This is a genomic window from Micromonospora sp. WMMD882 (assembly GCF_027497255.1).
Classification (GTDB): domain Bacteria; phylum Actinomycetota; class Actinomycetes; order Mycobacteriales; family Micromonosporaceae; genus Micromonospora.
Genome location: NZ_CP114903.1, coordinates 3,964,076 through 3,981,820 on the forward strand (window position 1 = coordinate 3,964,076; position 17,745 = coordinate 3,981,820).

At 70.6% G+C, this 17,745-nt stretch carries 22 protein-coding genes; 10 read left to right on the plus strand and 12 right to left on the minus strand.

The features are described 5' to 3' along the window. Positions 1 to 128 precede the first annotated feature (128 nt). Entirely contained in the window at positions 129 to 743 is a 615-nt protein-coding gene (locus tag O7606_RS16610; protein WP_281594943.1) for a pyridoxamine 5'-phosphate oxidase family protein, read from the plus strand. A 49-nt stretch (positions 744 to 792) separates the two neighbouring features. Here O7606_RS16610 and O7606_RS16615 read toward each other — a convergent pair whose 3' ends face one another. Both O7606_RS16615 and O7606_RS16620 read right to left on the minus strand, forming a co-directional pair. Beyond that, positions 793 to 1,107 carry a hypothetical protein gene (locus O7606_RS16615; protein ID WP_281594944.1) on the minus strand — a complete coding sequence of 105 codons (315 nt, stop codon included), beginning with the start codon at positions 1,105 to 1,107 and terminating at the stop codon, positions 793 to 795. Then, positions 1,104 to 1,397 carry a DivIVA domain-containing protein gene (locus tag O7606_RS16620; protein WP_281594945.1) on the minus strand — a complete coding sequence of 98 codons (294 nt, stop codon included), beginning with the start codon at positions 1,395 to 1,397 and terminating at the stop codon, positions 1,104 to 1,106. Before O7606_RS16620 ends, O7606_RS16615 begins: the two co-directional genes overlap by 4 nt. Before the next feature lie 439 nt (positions 1,398 to 1,836). Here O7606_RS16620 and O7606_RS16625 point away from each other — a divergent pair, with 439 nt between their 5' ends. After that, positions 1,837 to 2,037, plus strand: coding sequence for a winged helix-turn-helix domain-containing protein (locus tag O7606_RS16625; RefSeq protein ID WP_281599717.1), 201 nt, complete (start codon positions 1,837 to 1,839; stop codon positions 2,035 to 2,037). Positions 2,038 to 2,755: 718 nt separating this feature from the next. Here the strand turns inward: O7606_RS16625 and O7606_RS16630 are convergent. Continuing rightward, positions 2,756 to 3,328, minus strand: a complete 573-nt coding sequence (locus tag O7606_RS16630; RefSeq protein WP_281594946.1) for a GNAT family N-acetyltransferase — start codon at positions 3,326 to 3,328, stop codon at positions 2,756 to 2,758. Positions 3,329 to 3,419: 91 nt separating this feature from the next. Then, complete coding sequence (locus tag O7606_RS16635; protein ID WP_281594947.1) at positions 3,420 to 3,794, minus strand: hypothetical protein; 375 nt, start codon at positions 3,792 to 3,794, stop codon at positions 3,420 to 3,422. A 113-nt stretch (positions 3,795 to 3,907) separates the two neighbouring features. On the opposite strand from O7606_RS16635, the gene O7606_RS16640 reads away from it, so the two are divergent. Beyond that, the gene (locus O7606_RS16640; RefSeq protein ID WP_348651110.1) at positions 3,908 to 4,219 is read left to right on the plus strand and encodes a hypothetical protein; all 312 of its coding nucleotides are present in this window, start codon (positions 3,908 to 3,910) and stop codon (positions 4,217 to 4,219) included. Continuing rightward, positions 4,216 to 4,956 (plus strand): phosphotransferase, encoded by a 741-nt coding sequence (locus O7606_RS16645; RefSeq protein ID WP_281594948.1) that lies wholly within the window; start codon positions 4,216 to 4,218, stop codon positions 4,954 to 4,956. Before O7606_RS16640 ends, O7606_RS16645 begins: the two co-directional genes overlap by 4 nt. A gap of 70 nt (positions 4,957 to 5,026) precedes the next feature. Here O7606_RS16645 and O7606_RS16650 read toward each other — a convergent pair whose 3' ends face one another. From O7606_RS16650 to O7606_RS16665, 4 genes are all read right to left on the minus strand, one after another. Next, on the minus strand, positions 5,027 to 5,497 hold the full coding sequence (locus tag O7606_RS16650) for a hypothetical protein (RefSeq protein ID WP_281594949.1): 471 nt from the start codon (positions 5,495 to 5,497) through the stop codon (positions 5,027 to 5,029). 62 nt (positions 5,498 to 5,559) lie between these two features. Then, positions 5,560 to 5,979, minus strand: a complete 420-nt coding sequence (locus O7606_RS16655; RefSeq protein WP_281594950.1) for a VOC family protein — start codon at positions 5,977 to 5,979, stop codon at positions 5,560 to 5,562. Positions 5,980 to 6,007: 28 nt separating this feature from the next. Further along, a complete protein-coding gene (locus O7606_RS16660) occupies positions 6,008 to 7,252 on the minus strand; it encodes an ATP-grasp domain-containing protein (RefSeq protein ID WP_281594951.1) in 1,245 nt (414 codons plus the stop codon). 158 nt (positions 7,253 to 7,410) lie between these two features. Continuing rightward, a complete protein-coding gene (locus O7606_RS16665; protein WP_281594952.1) occupies positions 7,411 to 8,451 on the minus strand; it encodes a scyllo-inosamine-4-phosphate amidinotransferase in 1,041 nt (346 codons plus the stop codon). Positions 8,452 to 8,717: 266 nt separating this feature from the next. Between O7606_RS16665 and rocD the strand changes: the two genes are divergently transcribed. From rocD to O7606_RS16685, 4 genes are all read left to right on the plus strand, one after another. Further along, complete coding sequence (gene rocD, locus O7606_RS16670) at positions 8,718 to 9,917, plus strand: ornithine--oxo-acid transaminase (protein WP_281594953.1); 1,200 nt, start codon at positions 8,718 to 8,720, stop codon at positions 9,915 to 9,917. Positions 9,918 to 10,016: 99 nt separating this feature from the next. Continuing rightward, the gene (locus O7606_RS16675; RefSeq protein ID WP_281594954.1) at positions 10,017 to 11,306 is read left to right on the plus strand and encodes an MFS transporter; all 1,290 of its coding nucleotides are present in this window, start codon (positions 10,017 to 10,019) and stop codon (positions 11,304 to 11,306) included. A gap of 170 nt (positions 11,307 to 11,476) precedes the next feature. Then, positions 11,477 to 11,809: a hypothetical protein gene (locus O7606_RS16680; protein WP_281594955.1), complete on the plus strand. Its 333-nt coding sequence runs from the start codon at positions 11,477 to 11,479 to the stop codon at positions 11,807 to 11,809. Positions 11,810 to 12,018: 209 nt separating this feature from the next. Then, the gene (locus O7606_RS16685) at positions 12,019 to 13,992 is read left to right on the plus strand and encodes an ice-binding family protein (protein ID WP_281594956.1); all 1,974 of its coding nucleotides are present in this window, start codon (positions 12,019 to 12,021) and stop codon (positions 13,990 to 13,992) included. A gap of 314 nt (positions 13,993 to 14,306) precedes the next feature. On the opposite strand, the gene O7606_RS16690 is transcribed toward O7606_RS16685, so the two are convergent. The 4 genes from O7606_RS16690 to O7606_RS16705 all read right to left on the minus strand — a co-directional run bounded on the left by O7606_RS16690 (position 14,307) and on the right by O7606_RS16705 (position 15,912). Further along, entirely contained in the window at positions 14,307 to 14,552 is a 246-nt protein-coding gene (locus tag O7606_RS16690; RefSeq protein ID WP_281594957.1) for a DUF6289 family protein, read from the minus strand. Positions 14,553 to 14,925: 373 nt separating this feature from the next. Next, positions 14,926 to 15,231 carry a DUF1048 domain-containing protein gene (locus O7606_RS16695; protein WP_281594958.1) on the minus strand — a complete coding sequence of 102 codons (306 nt, stop codon included), beginning with the start codon at positions 15,229 to 15,231 and terminating at the stop codon, positions 14,926 to 14,928. Position 15,232: 1 nt separating this feature from the next. Beyond that, positions 15,233 to 15,514 (minus strand): DUF1048 domain-containing protein, encoded by a 282-nt coding sequence (locus O7606_RS16700; RefSeq protein ID WP_281594959.1) that lies wholly within the window; start codon positions 15,512 to 15,514, stop codon positions 15,233 to 15,235. A 71-nt stretch (positions 15,515 to 15,585) separates the two neighbouring features. Then, a complete protein-coding gene (locus O7606_RS16705; protein ID WP_281594960.1) occupies positions 15,586 to 15,912 on the minus strand; it encodes a PadR family transcriptional regulator in 327 nt (108 codons plus the stop codon). Positions 15,913 to 16,265: 353 nt separating this feature from the next. Here O7606_RS16705 and O7606_RS16710 point away from each other — a divergent pair, with 353 nt between their 5' ends. Further along, on the plus strand, positions 16,266 to 17,066 hold the full coding sequence (locus tag O7606_RS16710; protein WP_281594961.1) for a hypothetical protein: 801 nt from the start codon (positions 16,266 to 16,268) through the stop codon (positions 17,064 to 17,066). A 28-nt stretch (positions 17,067 to 17,094) separates the two neighbouring features. Continuing rightward, positions 17,095 to 17,718 carry a DUF4232 domain-containing protein gene (locus O7606_RS16715; protein ID WP_281594962.1) on the plus strand — a complete coding sequence of 208 codons (624 nt, stop codon included), beginning with the start codon at positions 17,095 to 17,097 and terminating at the stop codon, positions 17,716 to 17,718. Positions 17,719 to 17,745: the final 27 nt, after the last annotated feature.

Sequence of the window (17,745 nt, forward strand, 5' to 3'; positions counted from 1 at the left end):
CCTGCGTGGACGCGCGTTTTCTCGTCAGAGCTTCCCCCGCCCCTGTTCGGCAAACCTCGCCGTGCCCGAAGTCCCGTACCCTGGCGAAGGCGTCCCGTCATGGGGGTCAACGCACGGGGGAGGACAACGTGACGACGGAGATCACCTCGACCGAGGAGCTACGCGATCTGATCGGCGTGCCCGCGGCCAGGTCGGCGAACAAGGACCGGCGGGTCCTGCACGAGATGGACAAGCGCTGGCTGGCCGCCTCGCCGTTCTGCCTGATCGCCACCTCCGGCGCGGACGGCGCCTGCGACGTCTCGCCCAAGGGTGACCCGCCCGGGTTCGTGCTGGTCCTGGACGACTCGACGATCGCCATCCCGGACCGCCCCGGCAACCGCCGCGTCGACGGCTTCCAGAACATCCTGGCGAACCCGCACGTCGGGCTGATCTTCCTGATCCCCGGCCGCACGGACACCCTGCGGATCAACGGCCGGGCGAAGCTGGTGCGGGACGCGCCCTGGTTCGACCGCATGGTGGTCAAGGGCCACCGGCCGAGACTCGCCGTCGTGGTCGAGATCGAGCAGATGTTCTACCACTGCGCCAAGGCGTTCATGCGTTCCGAGCTGTGGCAGCCGGAGACCTGGCACCCGGACGCCCTGCCGTCCCGGGCCGGGATCGTCAAGGCCACCGAAGCCCCCGAGGTGGCGCTGGCCGACCTGGAACGCCACTACGGCCCCGACTACGTCAAGACGATGTACTGACCCTCCGTCCCGCCCGGTCACCGGTACCGGCTGGCCGCCTTCCCGCTGGTCACCGGTGCCGGGCCTGGTTCGGCCGTCGCCGCCGGGCCAGGCAGGGCACGCGGTGGTCGGTGGGCAGGGCGCACCGGCCGCCGTCGGCCAGTCGCCGGTCACAGAAGACCCGGTGCCGTACGCCCTGCGCGTCCTCCTCGGACACCGTCACCTCACCGGCGTCCACACTCGGCGTGACCAGGGCGAGCGCCCGTACGGCGGTGCGGGCGAACACCCGCGCCCGGCTCAGGTCGGGCGCCACGATCGGCAGGTGGATCACCCAGCGCCCGTTCCGCGCCGCGCTGCCCGACTCGCCCCGGGCACCGGTCGTCATCGGACCAGCTCCCACCGCCGGGCGGAATGGTGGGACTGCCAGTCGCGCAGCGCGTTCTTGATCCGGGCGTTCTCCTCGCGTACGGCGTCCAGCGCGGTCTGGGCGACGGCCAGCTCGTCGGCGACCCGCCCGAGGAACGCGGCGATCTCGTCCGGGTCGACCCCTCGGCGGCGCGGGGTGAATCGACGGGTCCGGATGCGCTCCGGTGAGAGTGGTGGATACCAGGTGTCGTCCGTGGCCGGGGGGCGTGGGCGGTGCCGGCCCTGGAGCCGGCGCAGGAGCGCGCGCATGGGTGACCGCCTTCCAGAAGTCAGGTGATGTTCGCAAAAGTGGTGTTTCCTAGACGTGGGGGTGCCCCTGCTGGTTCGGGTCCGGCAGGGACACCCCCGCCCTGCCGTCGCAGCCACGACCGGCGGTACGACGACAGAGCCCGCCCCGGGACCGGGAGCCGACCGGGGGAAGAGGCCGAACACCCAGCTCAGGGGCACGCACGTGGTCAGTGACACGAGCCGACCCGAGAGGCGCCAACCAATCCGCAGGAACGCCGCATCACCAGGAGTGACGGTAACAATACCGAGTCACCTATGTCAACGAGTCTTGATTGTCACCGACTCAGCACTGCCACCTATGTCGACAGCTTTAGATATGTTGGCTATGGCTGGAGCGCGCGCTGATACTGGCGGGGCCAACCAGACCGCAAGGGGCCCTGCCGTGCCGATTCCCCCCACCATGGACGAGCTGCTCGACAGCCTGTTGAGCCGGATCAAGGACGGAACCTACCCGCCGGGCTCCCAGTTACCGTCCGGCCGCAAACTCGCCCACGAGTACGACGTCTCCCAGTCCACGATCAGCCGAGCGGTGGCCACCCTGCGCGAGCAGGGCATTCTGGTGGGCCGTCCAGGTCGAGGGGTGTTCGTCGCGGAGAAGTGAGCAGGGCTCGAAGCTGATCGTGGCTGCTTCTGGCCCTTCCGGGGACCACTTGCCACCACGATCAAACCCGCAGGGGCTCCCGCCCTGCCGATCCTTCCCACCATGGACGAATTGCCCGACAGCCCCGCCGAGCCGCCCGCGCCCCGCTCCACATTCCTGAAACTGGGGTGTCGCCGAGCGACGACACCCCCGTCTCAGGGAAATGGGAGTGGATGGACGCCCCACCCCGGCGTCCCGCAGTTGCCGGGCACGGTTGCCGCGTGGCCGAGGAGGTTGCTGCGGTGGCAGCTCAGGCGCGGACACTACGTTTCGTGTTGACCCGCGCCGACCACTGGGCCACCACAGATCATCACCGAGAGCGAGTCTCGGCCGAACGACGAGATGCCCGGCCGAGACTTTGCTTTGCACCCAAATTTGCACCACCGGTGTTGAGCTGGGAAATCGCCCACGACGGACCGCCAGGTGCGGAAACGGGCAACTACCTACCGTGCCTGGCGCGTGCATGAGTGCAGAGCAAAGGAAGCACTGCGGAATCCTTACTTCAGCCAGGCATCACTCACGGTGACGTCAAGCGGGCGGAGTGGCGGCCGTGGCCATGTCGAGGTGCCCACGGCGCCGGCCGCCATGGCCAGGAGTGCCCGGCGGCTCAGCCGAGGCCGAACATGGCCAGGCAGGGCTCCAGACCGTCCACGGTGGCGGACACGCGGTCCGCTCGTTCTCAGTCGGCCCTGGTCAGGCGTAACCGTTGGGAGACGACCGGCTGACCGTGCAGGGTGTCGCGGCTGATCCCGTCCGGCTGGTACCCGAGTTTCCGAGAGACCGCGAGCGGCGCGGGATTGTCGACGAACGACGCTGTGGTGGCGTGCTCCGCGCCGAGCCCGGCGAAGGCCAGGTGCAGCGCGGCGGCCCGCATCTCGGTGCCGATCCCCTGCCCCTGGTGTGCCAGCCCCAGCCAGGAGCCGGTGCTGACCTCCCGGCGCACCCGGAACTCCCGGCCCTGCACCTCCTGCAACCCCACCGGGCGGCCCTGCGCGAAGACGACCAGTTCGAGCGTCCAGTACTCCGGGGTCCAGTTGCCGCGCCGCCGCCAGTGCCGCTGGACCACGTCCCGGGCCCGGTCGGCCGGCGGGGCGTCGGTCCAGGGCACCAGCAGCGGTCGACGGTCGGGCTCGTGGACGCCTCCCGCCGCCACGTCCGCCAGCTCGGCCAGCTCACCCTCGGTGGGCAGTCGCAGCTCCAGTCGGGAGGTCCTCACCCGCAGACCGAGCAGCGGCCAGCGATCGATCAACATTTCCGGAATTGTGCCGTGCGGTCGACGGCGGCGCACCAGAATTGTGGGTGGTGAGCCACCGCCGGCCGGATCGGAGTCGAAAGAGGAACGCTCAGCCCACCAGGCGGTACTGGTACGGGCCGGTCGTGCCGCAGGCGCTGGTGGAACGGAGCGAGTCGTACGACCAGCCGAACGGGATGTGGCACGCCCACAGGCCGGTGACCGGGGTCCGCAGCCGGTACCGGTAGTTGAGCGAGCCGCAGGCGCCCGTGGGCTCCACGATGTCCCAGGTGTAGCCGCTCGGCACGGAGCAGGCCCAGGTCCCGTCCAGGCTGAGCGTCGCCGGAGCGCCGTTCCCGTTCACGACGACTTCCTGCGGGGCCGCGTTCGCGTACGCGGGAATTGCGTTCGGGGTGAACAGCAACGGGACGGCGGCCAGGGCGACGACGGCGAGGATTCGACGTAGCACGGCATTCCTTTCGGTCATTGGAAACTCCGCACCCCCCCTGACTCGGGATCCTTTCAGATCGCCGGCCGACGCGTCCATTCTTTGATATTGCCGTTTCCTCGGTACGGGCGGTTTCTGGAAGACTCGACGGTATGACGACCACAGCGATCAACGCGGCGGCCGCCGGGACGTGGACCCTCGGTGACCTCACCGTCAACCGCGTCGGGTTCGGCGCGATCCGCCACCTCGGCCTGTCCAACGTCCGGCCGGAACAGGACGAGTTCGTGCGCGCCTGCGGCGAACAGGGCGTCGCTTTCGTGCCGTTCTTCGCCCTGGCCGGCGCGGGTGGCGCGGCGGGTTTCGGCGGTGGCGAGCACGAGGACGTGGTCGCCGCCGGCGGGCTGCGGCTCAGCCCCGACGACCTCGCCCGCCTCGACGCCGCGCACCGGGGCGATCGGCGGTGACCGACGAGGAGCCGTTGCCCGGCAACGTCACGAGCGGAGTGGTGCGGGTCGGCGACACCGTGCGCCGCCCCGCCGGCCCGTGGACCGACAGCGTCGACGCCCTGCTCCGGCACCTGCACGCGGCCGGTTTCGAGGCGGCCCCCCGCCCGTTGGGCCGGGACGGGCAGGGCCGGCAGGTGCTGGAGTACGTCCCCGGTGAGCTCGGGCCGGAGTCCGGCACGTACCCGCCGGCGGAGCTGCGTGCGATCGGCCGGATGCTGGCGGAGCTGCACGAGGCGACGGCGGGCTTCGTGCCGCCGCCCGGCGCGGTGTGGAACCAGGTCATCAGGCCGGACCGGGAGGAGCTGGTCTGCCACCACGACGTGGCCCCGTGGAACCTGGTCCGGTCCCCCGGTCGCGGCTGGGTGCTGATCGACTGGGACTCCGCCGCGCCCGGCTCCCGGCTCTGGGATCTCGCCTACGCCGCGCAGAGCATGGCCGGTCTGCGGGCGGACCGGCCGGTCGCCGAGTCGGCGGCGCGGCTGCGCGCTTTCGTCGACGGGTACGGTCTCGACGAGGCCGACCGGCCGGCCCTGGCGACCATGCTGGGCCGCCGCGCCCGGGCCATGTACGACCTGCTGCGCGACGGCCACGAACGACAGCGCCAGCCGTGGGCCCGGATCTGGCGGGAGGACGGCCCCTACTGGCTGGCGACGGCCGAGTACCTCGACGCGCACGTCGACGCCTGGCGCGGTTGACAAGCCGCGCCTCCTGACGCCGGGCCGCCCGCCGGAGGAGTGGACGGCAGCACCGGGGGGCGCGCCCGGGTCAGTCCGGCAGGTCGCCGTCGCCGCCCAGGTTCGCGACGATCCGCCGCAGTACGTTGATCGTGGTCACGAAGTCGTCCGTGTCGACGCCCTCGTGTGCCCGGTCGAGGACGGGACGGAGGCGTGCCCAGGCCCGGAGCCGCCCGGCCTCCCCCGACTCGGTCAACGTCATCCCGCCGGCGTCGCCGGTCAGGTCCTCGGTCAGCCAGCCCCGGGCGACCAGGTCGTCGAAGACGCCGTCGAAGTCGATCCCCAGATCCTCGTACGGCGCCAGTCGCTCCACCAGCTCCGGCCGGGTCCACCTGCCGGGGCGTCCGGCCGCGTGGTTGAGCGTCCACCAGTGCGGTTGGGTCAGGTCCTCCACCGCCAGCTCGGCCCGGATCGCGCCCACCACCCGGCGGTACGCCTCACCGGTCCACGCCCCGATGGGCGCGGCGGCCAACTCCTCCCGCGAGTACTCCCTGATCGTCACGCCCGCTCCTTCGTCTCGGTCGGCAGCACGTACCGACCGTAGAACCTCAAGCGTGCTTGACCTCAAGGACGAGATCGGACGGATCGCCGGGAGCCACCGCCGTCGCCCGTCGTCACCCGCTGCCTCAGCAGGCAGAACTCGTTGCCTTCCGGGTCGGCGAGCACGTGCCACGGCTCGTCGCCGGTCTGCCCGATGTCGACCCGGCGGGCGCCGGCCGCGAGCAGCCGCGCCAACTCGTCGTCCTGGTCCCGGTCGGTGGCGTTCACGTCGAAGTGCAGGCGCAGCCTGCCGGTCTTGGGGCGGTCGGTCCGGTTGAGGACGATCGTCGGTTGTGGTCCGCCGAAGCCGACGTCCGGCGGTCCGATCTCGATGTCCCCGTCGTCACGCTCCAGCTCCACATAGCCCAGGACCTCACACCAGAACCTCGCCAACAGTTCGGGGTCACGTGCGTCCAGGACCAGTTCGGTTATCCGGCATGCCATTTTGCCATGATAAGCCCGAAGGAACGGTTCACCCGATATCGGGCTGGCCGTCGTAGAGGTAGTCGCGTTCGATCTGCCGCAGCGTCCGGTAGTCGGCGCGGATCACCTCCGGATCCTCGGCGACGAGGAACACCCAGCCCGGTTGCGTCGCGACGTCGACGGTCCGGGGAATCGGATGCCCCTCCGGATGCGCCATCAGGGTGTGGGCGTACGACGGCAACGCCCGGATGGCGGCCATCGTCCCGTGCGAGGGGACGATGCCCTGCTCCCGCGAGTTGATGAGCGACACGTCGCGCACGTGCGCCAAGAGCTCGTAGACGATGCCGGGCAGGCGGTTGAACGCCTCCGGGTCCACCACCGCCTGGGTGAAGAGCTCGACCTGGTTGGTGCCGAAACAGCGCGTGTTCAGCTCCGGAACCTGGCCGCCGCCGAACCGCGCGGCGCACTCGACGAGCACCGGCCCCCGCTCGGTCATCATGACCTCGGTGTGCGCGGCCCAGTTCCGGACCTCCAGGGCGTCGAGCACCTGGTGGGTGTAGGAGCTCAGCGTCCGGGCGACCGGATCCTCCGGGGCCAGCGGCTCGTCGTAGTCGTAGATGATGTTCCCCGCCGCGGACCGGATCTTGTGGTACCGCCAGATCTCGCCGGTGTGGTGCCGGCCGTCCCGGCTGACCGTGTTGACGAAGTACTCGTCGCCGGCCAGGAACTCCTGCGCCAGCACCACCGTGTTGGGCTTCCCGTGCCGGTCGGTGCTGGCGAGGATCTTCTCGTGCGTGGCCCGCACCTGCTCCGGCGACGAACAGGCCACCACGTTGTCCGTGCCCGCGCTGGCGACCGGCTTCAGGACGACCGGATAGCCCACGGTCCGCTCGGCCCACGCGACGACCTCGTCGGCGTCGGCGGACACGATCGTGGCGGCGTGGTCGAGCCCGGCGGCCCGCAACGCCAGCACCATGTCGTACTTGTTGCGGCGGGCGGTCGGTCGGCTCATGCCGTTGCCCGGGGCGCCGAGCTCCGCGGCGAGCCGGTCGGCCAGTTCCACGCCCGACTCCCCGGCGGCGACCACGTGGTCGACCCCGTGCCCGCGCAACACGGCCGCCGTGGCCGCGACGTCGCCGTCATGGCGCACGTCACCGGCGAAACCGTCGGGGACCGGCAGCTTGGCCAGGTGGACGTCGGGCGCCGGGGACCGGACGTGGAAGCACTCCACGTCGTGCCGGCCCAGCGCGGGCAGCAGGTGACGACCCATCGAGTACGCGTCGACGAGCGCCACCCGCGTCCTGTGTCCACCGAAGCTCGACGACATTCTCAGCCACGCCCTTCGTGAGTCGGATCCATGGTCACCGCCCTGGTCCGCGCCGCGACCGCCGGATCGGTCTACGCCGCTTCGCCGGATCGGTCCGCGCCGCGACCGCCGGTCGGCGGGGCGGGCTACCGGTACGTCGCCAGCTCTCCCCTGCGGCGCACGTCGAGCGTCACGCAGTGGAAGCCACCGCCGAGCGTCCGGGAGTGGGTGAGCTGCGCCGGGATCACCTCGACCCGGTGGCGCTCCAGCTCCCGGATGAGCCCCGGCTGCCGCTTGTCCACGATGGCCCTGCCGGGCGCGACCACCAGGAAGTTCATCCCGATCCAGATCGACGACTTCGGGTGGTCGCCGACGTACCCCATGTCCACCAGCTCCGGGCAGACGATCCGGTCCCAGCCCCGCAGGAAGTCCGGCAGGTTGTCGTCGTTCACCCGGGCCGGGTTCACCAGGACGAGCCCGGGCCGCAGCGGCACGATCGTCGAGTCGATGTGGGTGGAGGCGTACAGGCCCTCGCACGCGTGCACGGTGTACCGGTCGCCGAGCGCCGCCTGCAACCAGCGGGCGCCGAGCAGGTTGCCGCTGTCGGAGACCTGGTAGAGCAGATCCGTACCGAACCTGAGCACGTTCGCCGCGTCGAAGGCCGGCTCCAGGTTCTGCAACCGCTTCCCCTCCGGCGCGGTCGGCTCGTACATGCTGTCGGCGAGTTGCGGCTTGGGCGCCGACAGCCAGCGCGAGCCGCTTTCGAGGTACTCCAGGAACAGGTCCTTGTAGGCGAACCCTTCGAGGAACCGGGACCGCAGCACCATCGGCGTTTCGATGATCGTGTCGCCGACCGCGAGGAACCCGTCCCTGGGGCAGTAGTCGTAGCAGCCGTCGGTGCTCCAGTCCGGCGTGGACACCATGGCCTTGTGGTCGCGCCCGCCGGGCCGCCGCACGGTCACGCCGAGGCCGGTGAGCAGGTCGACCAGCTCTTCGAGCTCCGCCTCGGTCTGCTCGACCAGGTGGCTCGGGTACGGGCCGGTCGGAATCTGTCGCGGGTCCTCGATGTCCGGGTACTCGGTGGCGAGCAGGCTCCGGTCCGCGAGTGGCATCTGCGCGCCCGCCATGGTCCCCACGATGATCTCTTCCAGCGGATCCCACTCCGTGTGCACGTCGACCAGGCTCATCGAGTTGGGTCCCTTCCTACCGGGGTCGGGTCGGGCGCGCGACGCTCCGAGGCGTCGTGACGACGCTACGGTCGCTCTCCGGTCGGGCGCGTCCGCGCCAGGATTACCCGGCGCGTACACCGACGCGCCGTTCTGCCGCGCCGACGGTAATCACCACGCGGACGACCGTGCCGGGCCGCCGGACTACGTTCGCACCTGGACGGGTCCGCGGGGGTCGACCATCCGTCCGCCACCGGCGGCACGACCACCGAGAGGGTGAGCCCGCGATGAACGACCACCTGACGCCGGACGACCACATCGCCGTCGTCGATCGCTGGAGCGCGCGCAACTACCATCCCCTGCCCGTGGTGCTCAGCCACGGCGAGGGCGCCTGGATGACCGATCTGCGCGGCCGGCGCTACCTGGACCTCCTCGCCGGGTACTCCGCGCTCAACTTCGGCCACCGGCACCCGGCCCTCGTGGCGGCGGCCACAGCGCAGCTCGACCGGCTGACGCTGACCGGCCGCGCGTTCCACCACGACCAGTTCGGGCCGTTCTGCCAGGAGCTGGCCGAGCTGACCGGCACCGAGATGGTGCTGCCCGCCAACTCCGGCGCCGAGGCCGTCGAATCGGCCCTGAAGATCGCCAGGAAGTGGGCGTACCAGGTCAAGGGCGTGCCGGACGGCGCCGCCGAGATCGTGGTCGCCGGCGACAACTTCCACGGCCGTACGACGACGATCGTGTCGTTCTCCACCGACCCGGAGGCCCGCGACGGCTTCGGGCCGTTCACCCCGGGCTTCCGGGTCGCGCCGTACGGCGACATCGACGCGCTGCGCGCGGCGGTCAACGGGAACACCGCGGCGGTCCTGCTGGAGCCGATCCAGGGCGAGGCCGGCGTGGTCGTCCCGCCGAAGGGCTACCTGGCCGAGGTGCGCCAGCTCTGCGACGACAGCGGCGTCCTGTTCGTCGCCGACGAGGTCCAGTCCGGTCTGGCCCGCACCGGCGCGACCCTGGCGCTGGACCACGAGGGCGTCCGCGCGGACCTGTACGCCCTGGGCAAGGCGCTGGGCGGCGGGATCCTGCCGGTGTCCGCCGTGGTCGGTCGGGCCGACGTCATCGGCGTGCTCAGACCCGGCGAGCACGGCTCGACCTTCGGCGGAAACCCGATGGCCTGCGCCGTCGGCCGCGCGGTGGTGCGGCTGCTGGCGACCGGGGAGTTCCAGGAACGGTCCCGGGAACTCGGCGCGTACCTGCAGGCCCGGCTCTCCGAGCTGGCGGGTGTCGCCGAGGTCCAGGGGCGCGGCCTGTGGGCCAGCGTACGGATCGCCGGGGGCGGCCGGTCCGGACGTGAGATCTCCGGGGCGCTGCTCGAACGCGGCGTGCTGTGCAAGGACTACCACTCCAGCCTGCGGGTGGCGCCGCCGCTGGTGATCACCCGGGACGAGATCGACTTCGGCGTCGAGGCGCTCGCCGCCGTCCTCGCCTGACCCGGCGCCGTCCCGCGCCCGGAAGCGGCGTAGCCTGCGTCGCCGACGGGCGCCGACAGTCCACAGCGGAAGGTGCGGCCGGCCCCTCAGGGAGGACTCTTGGCGGCGTCGAAGGCACGGCTCGACCAGTACCGGCAGGTGTTCGCCGTCCGGGGTTTCCCCCTGGTCATGGCGCTCGGCCTGCTGGCCAAGCTGCCGGTCGTGGCGATCCCGATCATCCTCACCCTGCACGTGGCGACCGGGCTGGGCCGCGGCTACGGGCAGGCGGGCCTGGTCATCGCGGCGTGGACGGCGGGCGTCACCGTCGGCGCGCCCGTTCAGGGCCGGCTCATCCAGCGGTACGGGCTGCGGCCGGTCCTGGCGGTCGTCACCCTGGCGCAGGGCGTGTTCTGGGGGCTGGCCCCGCACCTGTCGTTCCGGGTCTTCGCGGTGGGCGCGGCCATGTCCGGACTGTTGCTGGTCTCCGGTTCCACCGTGGTCCGGCTGGCCATCGGCGGACTCGTCCCGCAGGCGCGCCGGCACACCGCCTTCGCGGTGGACTCGATGATCACCGAGCTCTCGATCATGATCGGCCCGCCCCTGGCCATCCTGGCCGTCTCGCTGACCACGACCGACGGCGCGCTGACCAGTCTCGCCGTCGCCCTGGCGCTGAGCTGCGGCGCCCTGACCGTGGCCAACCCCAGGATCGAGGGAACCCCGACGGCCGGCGGGACGACGCCCCGGGCGGCCGGGGCACGGCGGAGCTGGCTGACCGCGCGGATGGTCGCCGTACTCGCCTGCTCCCTGGCGGCCGGAGCGATCGTCACCGGGTACGAGGTCGTCGTCGTCGGCGCGCTGCGGTCCACCGACCAGCTCGACTGGACCGGGCTGGTGCTCTTCTGGTGCGCGGTGTGCTCGCTGGCCGGCGGGCTGCTGTACGGCACCCTGCCCCGGGGTCTCCCGGTGCCCCTGGTGATCGGTCTGCTGGCGCTGGCCACCATGCCGCTGGGGTTGGTGGGGTCACGCTGGTGGCTGCTCGCCCTGGCGATCGCCCCGGCCGCGGCGCTGGTGGCGCCGGCGTTCGCGGCCACGGCGAACGCCGTCACTCAGGAGGCGCCCGGCCACCAGGCGGTGGCCATGAGCAGCTACGGCGCCGTGCTCAGCGCCGGCAGCTCGGTAGGCGCGCCGGTCGCCGGGGCGGCCTTCGAAGCCGGTGGCGCCGGAGCCGGTTTCGCCTCCGTCGGAGGGCTGGGCCTGCTCGTCGCGATCGGGGGTTGGCTCGTGCTGAGACGCCGCGCCCGACCACCCGCGAGGACCGTCGAGTGCGAGGTGGGCATCCCGGTGACCGTCGATGCGAGTGTGCCGACCCGGGTGCCCGGGAACGATCCGACGACAGGTCACACGCCATGACGATGCCGGAGCCCGACGACGCCCCCGCGTGGACCATCTGCTGCCGTTCCGGGACAAGTTCCTGATGGCGACGGAGGAGGAGAGCGACCCGGAGATCAGCCGGGTCGTCGCCGACTTCGCGCTTCGGGTCATGCGCGCTCTCGGATCTGCCGCTGGTCTTCCACCTCGACATGTTCCTGGACGCCGACACCGGCTCGTGCGCCTCCCCGGAGGTCGGCGCCAGGGTGGGCGGCGCGGAGATTCCGCTGCTCTGGCGGGAGGTCCACGGGCACGACCCGGTGGAGACCGCGTTCGCGATCCGGATGGGTCTGGAGATCGGGACGGCGGTCCCCCGGCTCGCGGACGAGGTCGGCGGCTGGCTGCTCGTCCCGGCGCCGGTGGAACGCCCGTGTCGGGTCACCGAGATCACCCGATCGACGCACGGCCCTGATCGGCATGTCTGCCGTTCAGGGCCGCGATTCTGCGGCGACGCTTCCCTGATGGGTCCGGCCCACCGGCGGTAATTTGTTCTGGTTTATGCGCCTTAGTCCGTTTGGCGCAGCTATCTTGTCAACGAGTGTTCGGGCGCTCGTCACCCGGCAGGGCGCGAGCTGACGACGTGTGTGCTCGGCCTCCTGCCGGGGACAAGATCTTGATTGGCGGGGGAAGTTCAGTGTCGATGATTCGCTTGGCTCGCGCGTGTGGCGTACGCCGTCGGCCTACCGCGTTGGTGATGGTGGGGGCCGTCGCAGCCACGACGATGATGGTCGGGCTCGTCGGTTCACCGGCCTCGGCCCAGACCGCGGTCCCGCTGGGTACCGCAGAGACCTACGGGGTGTTGGCCGGTCAGGCGGTCACCGACGTCCCGCCCCCGGTCGGTCCTTCGACCATCAACGGGGACCTGGGGGTCTGGCCGGGCACGTCGGTCACCGGCGCTCCCGTGGTCAACGGCGCGATCCACGTCGGTGACGTCCAGGCGATGCAGGCCCAGTCCGACCTGACCACCGCGTACAACTTTGCGGCGGCGGAGCCCACGACCAGTATCGTGAGCGCCGACCTCGGCGGCCAGACCCTGGTCCCTGGGGTGTACACGTCACCGGCCACCATGTCGCTGACCGGCACCGTCACCCTCGACGGGCAGAACGATCCCGACTCGGTGTTCATCTTCCAGGCGGGATCGGACCTGATCACCGCCGTCGACAGTCGGGTCAGCCTGATCAACGGCGCCCAGCCGTGCAACGTGTTCTGGCAGGTCAGCAGTTCGGCGACGCTGAACACCCGAACCGTCTTCGTCGGGACGATACTGGCGTTGCAGTCGGCGACGCTGGGCGAGGGGGCAACCGTCGCCGGGCGGGTCCTGGCCCGCAACGGGGCCGTCACCCTGATCAACAACACGATCACCCGACCGTTCTGCGCCGCTCCCGTCGCGCCGCCGACCATCGCGAAGGCGTTCGGGGACGCGACCATCCCGGCGGGCGGGACGACGTCGCTGAGCTTCACCCTGACCAACCCCAACTCCGGCACGGCGTTGACCGGCGTGACCTTCACCGATGCCCTCCCCGCCGGCCTGGTGGTGGCCACCCCCAACGGCCTGACCGGATCCTGCGGCGGAGGCACGATCTCGGCGACCGCCGCTGGCAGCAGCATCAGCCTGACCGGCGCGACCCTGCCGGCCGGTGGAAGTTGCACCTTCTCGGTGAACGTCACCGGCACCACCAGCGGGACGAAGGTCAACACCAGCAGCCCGGTCGACTCGACGGAGAGCGGCCCGGGCGCCCCCGCCTCGGCAAGCGTCGTGGTCGGTGCGGCGGTCGTCGCCCCACCCACGATCGCGAAGGCGTTCGGGGACGCGATCATTCCGGCGGGCGGGACGACGTCGCTGAGCTTCACCCTGACCAACCCCAACTCCGGCACGGCGTTGACCGGCGTCACCTTCACCGATGCCCTCCCCGCCGGCCTGGTGGTGGCCACCCCCAACGGCCTGACCGGATCCTGCGGCGGAGGCACGATCTCGGCGACCGCCGCTGGCAGCAGCATCAGCCTGACCGGCGCGACCCTGCCGGCCGGTGGAAGTTGCACCTTCTCGGTGAACGTCACCGGCACCACCAGCGGGACGAAGGTCAACACCAGCAGCCCGGTCGACTCGAACGAGAGCGGCCCGGGCGCCACCGCCTCGGCGAGCATCATCGTCGGGGCTGTCGCCGCACCGACGATCACCAAGGCCTTCCGGGACGCCATCATCGCCCTCCGCGGGACGACGAGGCTGAGCTTCACTCTCAGCAACCCCAACGGAAGTGTGCCGCTGACCGGTGTCGGCTTCGTCGACAACCTCCCTGCCGGGCTGGTGGTCGCCACTCCCGCCGCGGCGCAGTCCACCTGCGCCTCCGGCACGGTCACCGCAACTGCCGGTGGCAGCAGCATCAGCCTGACCGGGGCGACCCTGTCGCCCGACGGGACCTGCACGGTGTCGGTGAACGTCACCGGCAGGACCACCGGAAAGAAGGTCAACACCACAGCCGCCACCTCGGTCGAGACCGGCCCCGGTGCTCCTGCCTCGGCAAAGCTCACGGTCGGTAAGGGCATCCTGCCCGTCACCGGAACCGACAGCGCGAGCTACGCCACCGTCGCCCTGGCCATGATCGGCCTCGGCGCGGTGCTGATGGCGATGACCTACCGGTCGGGCCGGCGTCGGCGCGACGCAGCCTAGGACCTTTGTCGAAGCCGCTGCCGAGGGCCGATTCGAACCGGCATCAATGAGCGAGCGGCCCTGACCAGGACTTACCCCTGGTCAGGGCCGCTCGCTGAGCCGCCTGACGGAATCGAACCGGCGGGTTCGCTCCTCCTCGAATCCCGTGGTCCTGGCGTGGTCATCGACTGTCGGTGTTCGGCGCCGGGTTGCGCGGGACGAGGTAGACCCACCTCACGTTCGAGTTCGGTGGTTCGACGATCCGCGCCCCGGCTTGCCCGCGAACCGCATCACCGTGGGGGGGGGCAACCGGTCGATCAACCCGCGCCGACGGTTCAGGGGCAGGGCTCCTCGTCGATCAGGTAGAACGGGGTGTAGGAGCCCCAGTGGTAGCTGGGGTCGCCGGGGCAGTCGCTGAAGGTCGAGCCGCCGACGTGGTTGGTGTACGTGGCGTCGCTGTAGTAGGAGACGTAGACGATCATCCCTTTGGCCTGGGCGGGTACGACGGTGCCGATCAGGCCCAGGCCGGCCACCACGGCGACGACGGCGAGTTGGACGATACGGCGACGTGACCTGCGCATGCTGCCTCCTCGAATGAAGTCAAGACCCACATCATAAATCGAAGAAACTAAATGCAAAAGCCTTGCTCGCCGATGATCGGCTTTGGGTGGGCAACACCGGCTCTGCGAAATGCGAAGCTTTCCGGAAACGGCGTGTCAACCTATGACCACCGATACGAAAGGCCTTTTTCGGGATCAGTGCTGCCTCTTTGCGAGATCGACCGACTCGTCTCCCTCGGGGCCACCCGAAAGCCGGTCGTCACCCGCCTGAGGGCCGCGGTGCGATGGCCCCCGGGCGCGCTGAAAGAACGGCAGTCGTCGTCGGGCGCCTAGATGGTCTTGTTGGGGGCATGACCGCCTATACGCACAATTACCCGTATACACATCGCTGGAGCTATCGGGTGAGGGACTCCTGGTAGACGTCGGCATGGGTGCGCGAGTCCCTGATCAGGTCATCGCAGAACGCGGCGACGTCGGCGCCCGTGACCGCCAGGACGCCCTTGCCGGCCGCGACGCCCTCCTCGAAGAAGTCGACGATTCCAGGGAGCAGGCCCCCGTCGAGCAGGTCGATCGGCCCGACCTTGAACAGGTAACGCCGCATCTCCTGGTAGACGATCCGATAGTCGGACGGGAGCGCCCTGACCCGGGCGACGTGCGCCCGCCACTGCCTCCTGCCCTCGATGATGTCCTGGATTCCCATGTCAGTCTCCCAGCCGGGCCAGTTCACGGGCGACGTTCCGGTTCAACTGCTCCCGCCACCGGTCGCGGCGGTCGCGGGCCCCCGCGCCGCCGACCACCGCCGTCGAGAAGCCGGCAATGTCGTCGCCGAGCACCTCGTCGATGCGCTGCCCGGCGGCGGCGGCCTCCTCGAGCAACCCGAGAGCGGCGTCGGCGATCGGGGTCAGGTTGCGGCCCGTGAAGCTCCCGTACGGGAAGAGGTGAGCCACGATCTGCCGCCACGCGGCCCGATAGTCGGCCGGCAACGCCTGCGCCCGGCCTTAGAACGCCTTCCATTCCCGGGTCAGGTCACTTCCCGTGATCGTTTCCCAGAAGCTCATGCCGCGCCCTCCTTGAGTTTGTCGATCCGCGAGGAGACGTACTGCCATTTGGCCCAGAACGTGGCGAGCTCCCTGCGCCCGGCGTCGTTGAGGGTGTAGAACTTGCGCGGCGGGCCCACCTCGGACGGTCGCTTCGACACCTGGACGAGCCCGTTGCGCTCCAGGCGCAACAGGATGGTGTAGACCGTGCCGTCGATGACGTCGGCGAAACCGAGGTCGTTGAGGCGGCGGGTGATGGCGTACCCGTAGGTTTCCTCACGAGCGACGATTTCGAGCACACAGCCTTCGAGCGTGCCCTTCAGCATCTCGGCCAGATCTTCCATCGCGGCTCCTCCATCCGGTATCTGGCACCACCGGGTACCGCTATGCCGTAGCACCGCATACCGCTAGGCAGTAGTACCGGGTACCGGAGATTTCGCTCGTCAGCGCGGAAGCGGCAACCCGGACCAGGCCAAGCGAGAAGGCGGGTCCTGCGACCGCGCAGGCCCCGGACCGGACGACGCCGACAGCCGGTGGTCGGACGAGCGGCCCGGCACATGTCGATCCGATGACAAGCGCACGGGAACCGTGGGTTCTCCCTCGGTCGGGGTAATGCCGTCACCACGTCGCGGCGCAGACCTTCCAGTCCACCCCGAACACCCGAGACGCGTCGCGGGCCAACCCGGGAAGGGGCATCATGCCTGTCACGCACCCCGTGCTCCACGGTCTGTCCCGCTTCACTTGCGCCCTGCTGGTGGCCGCCGTACCGCTTGCCGCGTGCGCCTCGAACGACGAGGGCGGTTCCTCGACGGACTCGCCGACCCGACCCGTCAACGCGTCCGGCTCCGGCGGTCCGCCCAGCCCAGGCTTGTCGTCCTCGGCGGCCACGTCTGCCCCGTCGGGCATACCAGCCAGCGCGCTTCTGCAGCCATCCGACGTGCGCGGCGCCGAGCCGCAACCGATGGAGGACGGGGACCGCGGGCACCTGCGGCCACTGCGGCCGTGCGGCACCGAGGACACGTACCCCAGCGACGAATCCCGCACAGCGGCGGTGGCGGTGTCCTTCTTCGTGGAGCCGGCCACGACCGGGGCGACTCCCACCGTGATCGTCGAGTTCGTGGGCCGGCACGCGCGAGGCGGCGCAGCCGACCAGTTCGACGATGTCGAGGAGGCGCTCCAGCGTTGTCCAGGCAGTCTTGCCGAAGGCGATCGACGGTGGACCGTGATCGGCAGCGACATCGCCGGAGATGAGTCACTGCTCGTCCGGATCGACGAGAAGCTCAGCTACGGCGACGGGGAGCCCTCGACTGTCAGCGACTACGCGGCCGTGGCGCGGGCCGGCGACATGATCGTCGTGGTCACCGACACGGGATGGGAGAACGCCGACAGCTCTGAGCAACTGGTGCGAGAACTGGCCGCCAAGGCCGTGCGTCGCGCCGGCACGGCGTGGCGGGACGTCCCGACGATCAGCCCACAGGCGGATGGGCATGGTTCGTAAAGCCGACAGATCAACGGAGGGATTCGACATGCGCTCCTTCTCATGCCTCGCGCTACGCCTGCTCCCGATAGTCGGCGTCGCTGCTGCCGCAACAGGTTGCGGCTCGACCGCGCCGTCCGCCCCTCCTTCGTCCCCGGTCCCCACAGTCAGCTCGCCCCCCACCGCCTCCACGTCGGCCCCCTCTTCCGGCTCTCCGTCTCCCAGGGCGGACCCGGTCGCCGCGTGCCGGACCGAGGACATGTCGGCCGTCATCACCGCGCAGCCGCATGCCGAGAACGTGGCGCTCGTACGACTGACGAATGTCGGCCCTGACGCCTGCAGGGTCGACGGCTGGGTCCACATCTCCCTGGTCAACGCCGCCAACAAGGTCGTCGACGTGGACACCGAGACGGTCGACCAGCCCGGCCCGCCGACCCCGACCACGGTCCAGCCGGAGGGGTCCGCGTGGGCCGGCATCAAGTGGACGACCTGCGACAAAGGCAGCAGTGACTGCGCTGCGGGCAACACCCTGAAGTTCAGCCTCGAGGCGTCCGTCGACGGCAGGCCCGCCGAACTCGCGGGCTTCCCGAACCCGGAAGCCAGCGACATCACTATGGGATCGCTGCAGGTCGGCTCCCTACAGCCCAGCCGCCAGGGCGTCGTCGCCTGGTGACACAATCGTCAGCTCGCCAACGTTCGT